General features: G+C 41.0%; 11 protein-coding genes. 1 reads left to right on the plus strand and 10 read right to left on the minus strand.

What is annotated here, in order from left to right; translation table 11 throughout:
* Positions 1-2: 2 nt before the first annotated feature.
* The 10 genes from N693_RS19270 to fadH all read right to left on the minus strand — a co-directional run bounded on the left by N693_RS19270 (position 3) and on the right by fadH (position 10,227).
* Positions 3-872, minus strand: a complete 870-nt coding sequence (locus N693_RS19270) for a DUF58 domain-containing protein (RefSeq protein WP_025785231.1) — start codon at positions 870-872, stop codon at positions 3-5.
* On the minus strand, positions 872-1,864 hold the full coding sequence (locus N693_RS0112795) for a MoxR family ATPase (RefSeq protein WP_025785232.1): 993 nt from the start codon (positions 1,862-1,864) through the stop codon (positions 872-874). The genes N693_RS19270 and N693_RS0112795 overlap by 1 nt, the downstream gene beginning before the upstream one ends.
* Positions 1,865-1,888: 24 nt before the next feature.
* A complete protein-coding gene (locus N693_RS0112800; protein ID WP_025785233.1) occupies positions 1,889-3,289 on the minus strand; it encodes a hypothetical protein in 1,401 nt (466 codons plus the stop codon).
* A gap of 14 nt (positions 3,290-3,303) precedes the next feature.
* Positions 3,304-4,152 carry an ABC transporter permease gene (locus N693_RS0112805; RefSeq protein WP_025785234.1) on the minus strand — a complete coding sequence of 283 codons (849 nt, stop codon included), beginning with the start codon at positions 4,150-4,152 and terminating at the stop codon, positions 3,304-3,306.
* Positions 4,133-5,083 carry an ABC transporter ATP-binding protein gene (locus tag N693_RS0112810; protein WP_025785235.1) on the minus strand — a complete coding sequence of 317 codons (951 nt, stop codon included), beginning with the start codon at positions 5,081-5,083 and terminating at the stop codon, positions 4,133-4,135. The genes N693_RS0112805 and N693_RS0112810 overlap by 20 nt, the downstream gene beginning before the upstream one ends.
* Positions 5,080-7,473 (minus strand): hypothetical protein, encoded by a 2,394-nt coding sequence (locus N693_RS0112815; RefSeq protein ID WP_156028918.1) that lies wholly within the window; start codon positions 7,471-7,473, stop codon positions 5,080-5,082. The genes N693_RS0112810 and N693_RS0112815 overlap by 4 nt, the downstream gene beginning before the upstream one ends.
* A 76-nt stretch (positions 7,474-7,549) precedes the next feature.
* Complete coding sequence (locus tag N693_RS0112820; RefSeq protein WP_025785237.1) at positions 7,550-8,443, minus strand: LysR family transcriptional regulator; 894 nt, start codon at positions 8,441-8,443, stop codon at positions 7,550-7,552.
* Positions 8,444-8,570: 127 nt separating this feature from the next.
* Positions 8,571-9,011 (minus strand): cyclic-di-AMP-binding protein CbpB, encoded by a 441-nt coding sequence (gene cbpB / locus N693_RS0112825; protein ID WP_025785238.1) that lies wholly within the window; start codon positions 9,009-9,011, stop codon positions 8,571-8,573.
* Between the two features lie 136 nt (positions 9,012-9,147).
* Entirely contained in the window at positions 9,148-9,390 is a 243-nt protein-coding gene (locus N693_RS0112830; RefSeq protein WP_025785239.1) for a hypothetical protein, read from the minus strand.
* A 78-nt stretch (positions 9,391-9,468) separates the two neighbouring features.
* Complete coding sequence (gene fadH, locus N693_RS0112835) at positions 9,469-10,227, minus strand: 2,4-dienoyl-CoA reductase (protein WP_025785240.1); 759 nt, start codon at positions 10,225-10,227, stop codon at positions 9,469-9,471.
* 207 nt (positions 10,228-10,434) lie between these two features.
* Between fadH and N693_RS0112840 the strand changes: the two genes are divergently transcribed.
* Complete coding sequence (locus N693_RS0112840) at positions 10,435-10,905, plus strand: YkyB family protein (protein WP_025785241.1); 471 nt, start codon at positions 10,435-10,437, stop codon at positions 10,903-10,905.
* Positions 10,906-11,031 lie beyond the last annotated feature (126 nt).

Raw genomic sequence — 11,031 nt, forward strand, 5'->3', positions numbered from 1 at the left:
CTCTAGCGTACCCAACCTTGTCTACGCATTTGGATCGTAAATACATCTTCAGGTCCTGTTTGAGGTGTTATCATTAGCAGGCCAATCCCGTATTTCGCTGCACTTTCCAGCATACGCAGTTGATGTTTCTTCTGCTGAAGCAAATACGTGTTTTCGATTGAGGGCATCATCGTCACTTCTGAAATCTTTTCACTTTCACTGTCTATAAATCGAATGTCTCCCTGGTACGTAGGCGCAATCTCAGATTTCGAACGGATAGCAATTACACGCACATCCCGACATCTTCTCGTTGAAAGCTGTTTAAACAGCTGATTGAGATGTTCATTTGGTTCCAATGCATCGGTGACTACAAATAACAAAGTCGTTCCTTTAGGGATTGTGTGGATTGCATCCAATAAACCAGTTGTTTCAGAAGGTTGTTCAAAGCGACTAATATAAGTCATCCAAGAACCTGCCTGACGCGCACCTTTACGTGTAAATAATTGCTTTTTCCCGCTAATCATTCGACTAATGGACACCGTATCACCATTCTTCAATGCGATTTGCCCAAGCCCAATCGAAACTTGTTGTGCAAATTTCCACTTGTCTTCAAAGTTCATGGACTTACTTGTATCTAGCACTATATGAATACGCATTTCCTGTTCATCTAAAAACTGTTTGATGAAATATGAGTCCGTTCGGGCGTACACGTTCCAGTCGATATGACGGATGTCATCACCAGGATGGTATTCCTTAAAATCCGAGAACTCCAAAGAGGCACCCTTTTTTTTAGAAACATGGCTCCCTTTGTGATGACCAAGCCGCCCACTATGCTGCACAAATGAGAGTCTACCAAGACGGGCGGATAAGCTAGATGGAAAGAAAGAAGTCATTAACCGACTACCTCCCTCCGCATGCTCGCAAGCACATGATCCAGGAACGTCTCATTTGTAATCCCTTCTGCTTCTGCTTCATAGTTCAACTGAATACGGTGTAGAAGAGCTGGTTTCGCAACTGCTCGTATATCACCGATGGATACGTGCACACGCCCGGACAGAAAGGCTCTTGCTTTTGCAAGACGGATCATTGCTTGCAAGCCACGGGGGCCACTTCCGAACTGGATATATTGGGACCATTCATCCGCCTCTTTTGTTTCAGAATGAGTCATTGATATGAGTTGAATCGCATAGTCAATCATTTCTTCTGCAATAACGATTTCACGAACAAGCTGCTGTGCTTGGAGTAATTCCTCTCTACTGATCACCTTCTGAATTGAAATAATAGTAGTTCCAGTCGTGCGTTTTACAATTTCTTTCAATTCGCTTGCAGAGGGATGAAGTAAATTGATTTTACATAGGAAACGGTCCAACTGCGCCTCTGGTAAAGGATACGTACCTTCCATGTCGATCGGGTTTTGTGTGGCGAGTACAAAAAACGGCTTTTCCATTGGATATGTCTTACCCAAAACCGTCACTGTTTTTTCTCCCATCGCTTCTAGCAATGCACTTTGCGTTTTAGGCGTTGCCCGGTTGATTTCATCCGCTAGTACGAGCTGACTGAATAATGGTCCCTCGTTAAACGTGAACTTCTGGCGCCCTTCTCCATCCCGCTCTAGTAAGGTAGTACCTGTAATATCTGAAGGCATTAGGTCAGGGGTGAATTGGATACGTTTAAAGGACAGATCCAATGCTTCACTAATCGTACGAATCAGCATTGTTTTTCCAAGTCCCGGCGCTCCTTCAAGAAGCGCATGCCCATCCGCAAGAATAGAAAGAAGCGTGTATTCAATTGCTTCTTCCTGTCCAACGATGAATTTTTCAATTTCATTTCGGACATCGCTCATTTTCTGACTCATTTCTTCAAACGGTTGCAGTAAATCACTCATAGCACGTGCTCCTTCCAGGTTGAATTATTCAATGGATGAAAAATAATCCGTTAAGATTTTTTCAAGTTCCGGGGATAAAGGTAACTGCTCTGTACGCTTTAAATAAGCATCTTTATATTGACCTACAACTTCCTCATAAGGTCGAATTGTTCCCCGTTCATTGGCTGTTTGTTTATCTTTGGAGTCGACCGCTTTGCCGTCACCTAGCTTTCCTCCATCTTGATCGATGCCAGATGCGTTACCAAATCGATTGTTCGGAATGGAGAGCAAGTTTCTCCCCCCTTGGCCCGTTCCTTGGCCTTTGCCTTGACCTTGACCTTGACCTTGACCCTGACCTTGACCCTGACCTTGGCCTTGACCTTGGCCTTGACCTTGGCCTTGGCCTTGGCCTTGGCCTTGACCCTGACCTTTACTACCTGGTTGTTTGTTTGTTCCAGACGATGGCTTACTTGGATTTGGATTTTGTCCTCCAGTTGTTGAGTTTTTCCCTCCATTGGAAGAACGTTCTGATCCTGGTTTTTGTCCGCCTGCACTTGACTGCCCTGCCGCCAATTGTGGAATCGATGGAGCTTTACCGATACTTGCTAAATCTTGAAATGCTTTGTCCGCTTGTTCAGTAAGAGGTCCCGCTAGCTTTTCCAACTCTTCCAACTGCTTCTTTTCTTCAGATGACAATCCTTCTTTGCCCGTGCCACCCTCTTGGTTCCTCTTCTTCTCAAGCAACTGCATTTGTTGCAATTTTAACTCTTTTTGGGTTTTCACGAATTCCTTCAATGCTTTTTCGGATCCTTCCGTCTTCTTTAAATCCGATGCAAGCTGTTCCAGTTTCTTTTTTACAGCAGGAGTTGTCGAACGCGTTAGCTGTTTCTTTGTTTCTTTTACAAGGTCGTTCACGACTTCGTTTTCTTTCACGATTGTTTGTGCTTCTTGTTGTGCGGGAGAGGGTACCAGCAAAAGCGCAGTCAATACCATAGTTGCCCCAACCCCAGCCATAATTATTTTCCACTCTATTGCTTTCTTTTTGCGTGCAGCGAATAAGCTCTCTGCAGGTGGAAGTCTCTTTCCAACGCGTTCAAGTAAAATCCCCCCAAATGCAGAAGTTTGAATTTCTTGATCTAAAACGGTCAATAATAGATTATCTGGTAAGTATCGATCAAATGTATGGACTGCATCCGTGCGCTTCACACGTTTTTTAATAAACAAGCTAAACGTAATGATCACTATTAGTAAAGCCGCGCTCCATGCATACAAAGTGTAATAAGGCAGGACAAACAATCTGGATACAGCAATGACTGCGGTTGCAGCACCAATCGCAATTGCAGATCCACGAACAAAGAAAGCAATTGCTTGTTCAAGTAATAAACTTCTTCTAACTTTCGTAATTGCCCGCTCAATCATTGCCTTATATCCAGACTGATTAGCCATAGTTACTCTCCTCCCTACTTATGTTTTTTCATATTCACTCTCAATCGTTTTGTCGCAATCCAGATGGATCCGATCGTTATCACTCCATAAAAAAGTAAATAACCAATCCATAATGGAAATGTTACTTGAGTCATTTCTTGAACACTCATTCCAATCTCTGGCGTTAACAAGGAAGCAAAAAAGATTTCAGGATTGATGGATGCTAGGATATGTCCTACGTAAGTTTTAGATGGCGTCATACCCATTGTCCCAAACCGTTTTACCTGAATGAGAATAAGAAACAAAAATGGAATGATTGCTGTAAAAAACAGCATACTCCCATACGTTACAATCATTGAAACCGTAGTTCTGCGTATCAACGTTGAAAACAAAACACCAAGACTCCCAATTGCAAGCAGCGTCACAAATAAGAAGAACAGTGATTTTACAAACAACACAGGTGAAATTCCACCGAACAGAAACACCATACTATACACCGGTAACCCAGCTATGATGAGTAGCAATAAAAACAAAACTGACGATAACAGCTTCCCTGTAACGATTTGGAACGAACTTTGGGAAGTCGTTAACAGCATGGGTAACGTTTGACGTTCACGTTCCCCACTAATAGTTCCAGCAGTTAAACCTGGAGTTATGAAAAGGACTAGCCCCAATTGGATAAACGTTAAAAATGTAAAAAGAATGATACTTTCAGACGGCCTAAAATAGGCAGTGCCCTTGAGACTAGTCGTAGTGTAGATAAATCCAAAAACAAAGATACACATGGCTAGCAAATAGAACAGGACGCCTGTAAAGCTTTTGGAGCTTCGGAATCGGAGCTTTATTTCTTTAGCGAGAACAGGATTATTTAGTCTGCTTTTCAATGAGCTCCACTCCCTTCGTAATCTCCATGAACACATCTTCCAGATCAACTGAGTTTTCCGTAAATGATACGATATGAATTCCGGACATAACAGCTTCTTTCAACAATTGAAACTGCTGCACATCGTCCCCTTTGAATGTGAACGATAGCACACCTTCATGTATCTCATGAGAAATTGCGGAAACAAACGGACTCTCTTCAAAAAATGCAACTGCAGAACCGCTGTCTCCTGAAATTCGGGTCGTAATTGTTTTATCCCCTAGAAGTTTGGCCTGGATTTCCGAAACGGAGCCGTGAGCGATCAGTTTGCCGTTATCAATCACTCCAATTTCATCACACATTTCCGCTAATTCAGGTAAAATATGAGACGAAATTAGGATTGTCTTCCCTAAACTTTTCAGTGATCGTAGAATGTCTCGCATTTCCACACGCGCTCTAGGATCAAGACCAGATGCAGGTTCATCTAAAATAAGAACTTTCGGATCATGAATGAGACTTCTCGCCAGACAGAGTCTTTGCTTCATCCCTCTGGAAAGAGAGTCTACATATGCATTTCGTTTGTCTGTTAGGTTAACGAGTTCCAGTAGTTCCGTAATCAGTTGATTTCTTTTATCTACTGGAATCCCATAGCTAGCCCCATAAAAGTCTAAATACTCATGTGCTTTCAACTGATCGTATATTCCGAAAAAATCTGGCATGTAGCCAATGAGTTTCCGGATTTCTTCAGGCTTCTTTGTAATGTCTACTCCATTAATTGTTACAGTCCCCGAAGTAGGCTGTAAGAGCGTAGCTAAGATGAGAAACGTTGTAGATTTCCCTGCACCATTCGCCCCAACAAACCCAAAAACAGTTCCCTCTTTGAGTGACAATGTCAACTCATCCAACGCTTTAAATTGCCCATATTTTTTTGTTAGCTTGGAGATTTCTATCATTTTTTAACCTCCCCTGTCAAACGGAGTTCCGGTGGATGAGAAGTTTCTCCCATTTGTGAATTATTGAAATTCAACTTGATTGTTAAGTTCCCATCCTTCGATACATAATCACTTGCAGGTTCCACTGTTAGCGACGATTTTCCCTCTAATACTTCATAACTCCCTGTTTTCACATTGAGAATGCTTACGTCATAACGATTAAGATCCACGCCAAACAGCTGAATCTTCGTCCAGTTGTCCACCTTCTGAGAAAAGTCGTTGTTAAGTTGCCACTTCTGACTATATTCCTTCTCGGAAAAGATGTACTCTTTGTTTACTTCATCTACTAAATCTGCAGGATTTCCGCTGGATGACAGTAATTCCATTTCCATTAAATCACTATCGACAGTTACAGTACCGGACAATTTAGTTTTAATATCGATTGGCTGAAGTAACATAGAGATTGGTGAGTTTTCAGCTTTTCGTTCTATTAGTGAGAGTTCCATAATTTGAGTATCTGTAGTTGCTGATAAGATCGGTTTAGATGACTCATTCATATGAGTAGAAGAGAAGTTCAAGAGTCCTTCTTTTCTCATTTTGACTAAATCATCCTGATTGATTGCTACAGGGTTCATATATCCATAATTAGAGGTACTCCGTGGTCCGAGTACATTCACTTTCACTTCTTCTCGAACTTTTAAAGTTTCTCCCGCCATTATCGAACCCAGTTTAATTGTTTTACTTCCAGATAAAATCGAAACGTCCTTTACGGAAAACGGAAAATTATTCGTTACTGTTCCCGTCAACTTCTTATTCTCGAGCGTTAAATCAGTATCAAAATTACCAACAGCTCCAAGTTCTGTTTCCCCATAAATAGATGCCACATTCCAAAACCCTAGATTTCTGAAAGATAAAACTTCTTCAGTCGCACCCTTTTCTAAAATAGCGCTATTGTGGGCTGATAAATTAGTGCCAAATATCGAATTTGCCGATGAATTTGTAGAGACTGTACTTGGTTTTTGTATTGAAAAAGTGAAGTTCCCTGATTTATCGGTTAATAGGGATTCAGCGTAATACCCTGATAATGTATTGTCCGGTTCTACAAGATAGACAGCGGAATGTTGCAGCTGTGCCTTACCTAAACGATCCTTACCTCCATAAGCAAAAATCGCAAAAGATACGACTACTGCGACAACAGGAATGATCCACCAAGCATGCTCCCTCTTATCTCTTTTTCGCAAAAGGAAATATAGTAGAGGAATAATTAGAATGATATACACAATGATAATGCCGAACAATAACGGCGTTGATACTTTAAAAGAAGGAAAGAGTTCATTTGTTTCCCCGACATTAAACATCAAATCATCCGTCGGAGGAGTGTAATACATTTGAGAAGGTCGTTGTTTCAACAGTTGGTTACTCTTGTTCAAGAGATCCGTCCAAAATGCTTTCACACCTGTGGAAGACCTGAATGATTCGTTACCGATTGAGAAGGTTGTCTGGAGAACCATTCCAGATCCAACAAGTTGAGAGGCTGCTAAAATAGTATCATCCTGTTGCAATAGAATGGTTGCGTCTGGTGCTTTCTTCGCTGAAAACCCTGGTACTGAATCCTTGAATTTGTCATTGAATAAAGCTGGGGCAAACTCTTTACTTTCTTTAATCTCAAGCGGTAACAGTGAACTGAATACTCCTGCTTCAGCCGCTACGTTTTGAGATCCTCCGATGAGTAAAGTCCCTCCTGATTTTACCCATTCCAACATGGCATCTTGCTGTTTTGGAGACAGATCCGCGATGGAAAAACCATCGACAGCAATAATATCCACTGCATCCCATCCGCCTTGTTCAGCAGGTAAAGGAGGTTGGTCTACTTTAGTTAAGTTCAGAAGTTGAGTACCTTCTTTGTTTTTTAAATATAAATCTTTTAGAGAAGATAACCGATCTATATTATCCGATAGTCCTGCAATGAATAAAACTTGCTCAGGATATGTTGTAGATTTAATGAGCTGCGTTCCGGAGTGCTTGATTTCATCACCTGATCTCCAGCCATTTTCATAGAAAAAGATATTTTTCTTAATGGGATTGCCGTACATCGTTGGATCTTGAATGGAGTCCACATACATCGTAACAGTCTGCTTCTCTCCTTCTCCAATATTCACCGCAATAGATTGACCAACACCGCCCGTTTGACTTGTAGTATTGACTATCAAATCTCCAGCAAACGCGGTTCCTTTGTTTTCAATCGTGAAAACTATAGGTGCACCTTTTCCATCTTTAGTTTTTTGGTCTAGACCAGTTTGAACGGACACATGCAAGTCAGGTGCAGCAAATGCTTTTGTCGTTGGCCATAGAATAATGATTCCGACTAAAACTACTAACATAGTAAACGGCTTCCATAACGACTTTTTCAAATAGCCCGCCTCACTTTCTGAATTATTTTTCTACTCATATCGATAATTAGTACGTTTTACTTGCTAGAAAGTTCCATCATTCGAGTAAACTGGAATCATTTTTCAACCGTAGTGCATGGGCTTCTATTACCTTTGAAAAAGCTTCTACTTGTTTCAACTCAAAACTAGACTGATAACCAATTAAGTAGGTGTCCCTCGTCAATTCAAATTCTGCTTCATTATTCAACAATGGAATTTTATTCACTTGCTCATCTCCACGTAAAGTGATTGATGGCAATATCGCATACCCAATACCATTTAAAACGAGTTGTCGACAGGTCTCCATCTGGTCTACCGTTAATTGTCTAGCTGGATTTTTTGAAAAGTGTTTCTGCCACCATTGTTGAATTTCCGTATAATAATTTGAATCACTTTTAAATTGAATATATGGGCGTTCTGTATCTTTCAATTGTTCAAGTGAAGTGATTTCTTTATCCACTAAATACAGCTGATCACGGAACAAATAAGTACGTCTGCTGTTCCACTCAACTTCTCCTCTTACAATTCCAACGTGGGCTTCCCCTTCATACAATGCTTTCAATATTTCTGATGTCCAACCGGTCATCAGTGAAATTTTAGCGTCTGGATATTGCTTCACATAATCTTTAAGTACTTCTGGAAGCCATGTCTGTCCAACGATGGAGGCACATGCGATTTTTAGTGTTCCATGCACTTTGTCTGCAAGCCCAGCTATTTGTTCAATTGTTTCTTCTTTCCGTTGAACCGTCTCTTTTGCAAACTCAATCACTAACTCACCTGCAGCAGTAGGTACAAGTCCTTTTTGGGAACGGACGAATAATTTGGCCCCCCACGTTTTTTCAATGGACTGCAGCCTCTGCGAAAGTGCCGGTTGGGAGATGAATAACCGGTCTGCTGCTTTTCTCATATTTCCTTCTTCCGCTAAGACTTTCATAATTTCAGTTGTATTCATATGGTTGCTCAACATCCTTTTCAAGAAGCCATCGCTTCGTCACTAGTTTCTTCACATTCTATCTAAAAAAGAAGAGGCTCTTTGATAAGAGCCTCTTCTTTTCTGTAGATAACTATCTGCGCACAGTTTATCTTGAGCTATATATATACTTCTTAAACTGTTTAAGCATCACACGGCGCGTTAAAATTCCAGCAAAGGTACCATCTTCATCCGTCACACATAAGAACGTATGGTCAATGAGTAAATCCAATCCCTTTTGAAAGCGGTCTGTCGTCCTAATCATAGGTAGATCGGTTTGCATAATATCATCCACCTTTAAATCTGAAAGACGCTCATATTCTATTCTTTCTAAACCTAATATTGCATCTGTAATCATTCCAATGCCTAACAAACCTCTTAATTTATACTTTGCGTCAAGTACGGGAATTGCTGAATAACCCGTCTTTGTAAGAACGAGTAATGCATGCTCTGCATTATTTCCAACCTGCACATGCGCAACCTTCTCAGAAGAAATCAGATAGTCGGATATTGGCATGACTAAAAAGTCACTATTATTCAAAGCAACCAATTTAAATCGCTCCTCCAGCAACAATTTACTTCAAGCTATGCTGCACTTCTACTATATCATAGAGCTCACTATAAAATGAAGAAGTCGTGGACGATTCGTATGGATATTTACCATTTTTAACAAAAAAGCCTCTTCCTTATGAGAAAGAGGCCCAGTAGTAAAATATAACGATTATACTAAATAGAGCAGCTACGAGAATCACCCACAAAATAGGATTAAACGTGAAGGGGTGGTCTTCAATCGGCTCTGCCACACTTCGATCCTGCCTGTTGAGTACTCCGTCCGGATTATAGTCCGGCTTTTTACGAACCGCCAACACTCCAATGATGACCATTACTGCAACGACAACACCAATTGGAATCGCCCAAATATCAAACAATCTTTTCCCTCCTCAACAGGCCTCTATTTTTTTGCTACCTGTTGATTTAGGATGTGCATATTATGGGCAAACTAACCGTCAAAACGGATATTGGTTCAACCATTGACCGCCATCTAATGTGACAATCTCTCCGTTCATATAGGACGCTTTATCTGACATGATGAAGGCTGCAAGTTCAGCAATTTCTTCAGGCTTTCCAACACGTCCAAGTGGTACTGATTGAATAGTTCGCTGTGCTGCTTTCTCCGATTGAAACAACTTTTCTGCTCCACCTGTACGTTCAATAGGTCCTGGTGCAATACCGTTAACACGAACACCATATTTTCTTCCCCATTCTACAGCAAGTGTACGTGTGAGCGACATAACTCCTGCTTTCGCTGCAGCTGAGTGAACTACACCTGGTCCAGCATCCCAAGCATATGTTGCCAACATGTTTAGTATCGCACCTTTTTGCCCCTTTTCTTTCCAGTAGTTCATTACTGCACTTGAACAGTAGAAAGTTCCATTCAAAACAATATCGATTACTGACTTCCATCCGTTCGGAGATAGATCTTCTGCTTGTACGATGAAATTTCCTGCGGCATTATTGACAAGTCCATCAATTTTCCCAAATGTTTTGTCTGCAAAGTGAATAAGTGATTCGATTGTTTCAATCTCACGTACGTCCATTTGAAAAGTATAAGCATTTTCGCCAATTTCCTCTTTGGCAGCAGTCAACTTTTCTGGGTCTCTTCCGGTTATAATGACGTTTGCCCCGTCTTGAGCAAATTTCTTTGCCATGTATTTCCCCATCCCGTTTGACCCGCCTGTAACGATAATAACCTTTTTCTCGTCCATTCTTAATCCCCCTTGTAAAATGAATGAATACTCATTCAAATAGTACCATAACTCTGATACTTTTTCATCTTCTCCTCATTCTACTTTTTCATGAAGAACTGTCCCCAAAAGATTAAAGACTTTGTCGCTTTTTGTGTACTTATTGCTAATTTACTAGTACAATACTGTCAAATTGATGTTTCTAAAATTAGATGGGAGGTCTACATATTGGCAGACGCCAATTCACTGCGGGAACTAGCCGTAGCAATCTATACCGTTAACAGGCATGCAAAAACAGCCCCGGATAATCGACCACTTTACCAATTGAAGAAAGTAGCAATCGCTAAACTTCTTGAAACAGGTGGCGCCGAAAAAGTTGGGTTACATTTTGTGGAAAATCCAAAATACAGCAAACAGCATTCCACTGTCCTCGTACGTTGTGGGGAATTCCTCTTTCACACTCTCCCTGAAAAAGATGACTTCGCACAGTTGCCACATCTAGGTGAGCAAGATTTGGAGTTTAGGAATCCCCAAGAGCGTATGAGTTTAAAGACCGCTCGTGAACTGCTCACCAATTTTACGGGCATTCTGCAAGAGAGCGCACCGACACCATCAGTTAAAAAACCTCAACAGAAAAAAACTAGACGGGTTTCAAATACAGAAGTTTTCCGTTCTTCCTATTTAGATGGAAAAAGATAAAAGGGACATGCCTTAATTGGCGTGTCCCTCAGACCGTAGATAAACTCCAGAAATCATGGGGCTTGCCTACAGTCTTTTTCTTTTACAATAGAATTATCTATGAAAAGTTGATTTCCGCTGCGAGCG

Origin of the sequence: Sporosarcina sp. D27 (assembly GCF_000586555.1) — a bacterium.
GTDB lineage: Bacteria > Bacillota > Bacilli > Bacillales_A > Planococcaceae > Sporosarcina.

Excerpts from the sequence above, each read along its gene's own strand:
- N693_RS0112800 (WP_025785233.1), bottom strand. The coding sequence starts at position 3,289 with ATGGCTAATCAGTCTGGATATAAGGCAATGATTGAGCGGGCAATTACG.
- N693_RS0112795 (WP_025785232.1), bottom strand. The coding sequence starts at position 1,864 with ATGAGTGATTTACTGCAACCGTTTGAAGAAATGAGTCAGAAAATGAGC.
- N693_RS19270 (WP_025785231.1), bottom strand. The coding sequence starts at position 872 with ATGACTTCTTTCTTTCCATCTAGCTTATCCGCCCGTCTTGGTAGACTC.
- N693_RS0112810 (WP_025785235.1), bottom strand. The coding sequence starts at position 5,083 with ATGATAGAAATCTCCAAGCTAACAAAAAAATATGGGCAATTTAAAGCG.
- fadH (WP_025785240.1), bottom strand. The coding sequence starts at position 10,227 with ATGGACGAGAAAAAGGTTATTATCGTTACAGGCGGGTCAAACGGGATG.
- N693_RS0112820 (WP_025785237.1), bottom strand. The coding sequence starts at position 8,443 with ATGAATACAACTGAAATTATGAAAGTCTTAGCGGAAGAAGGAAATATG.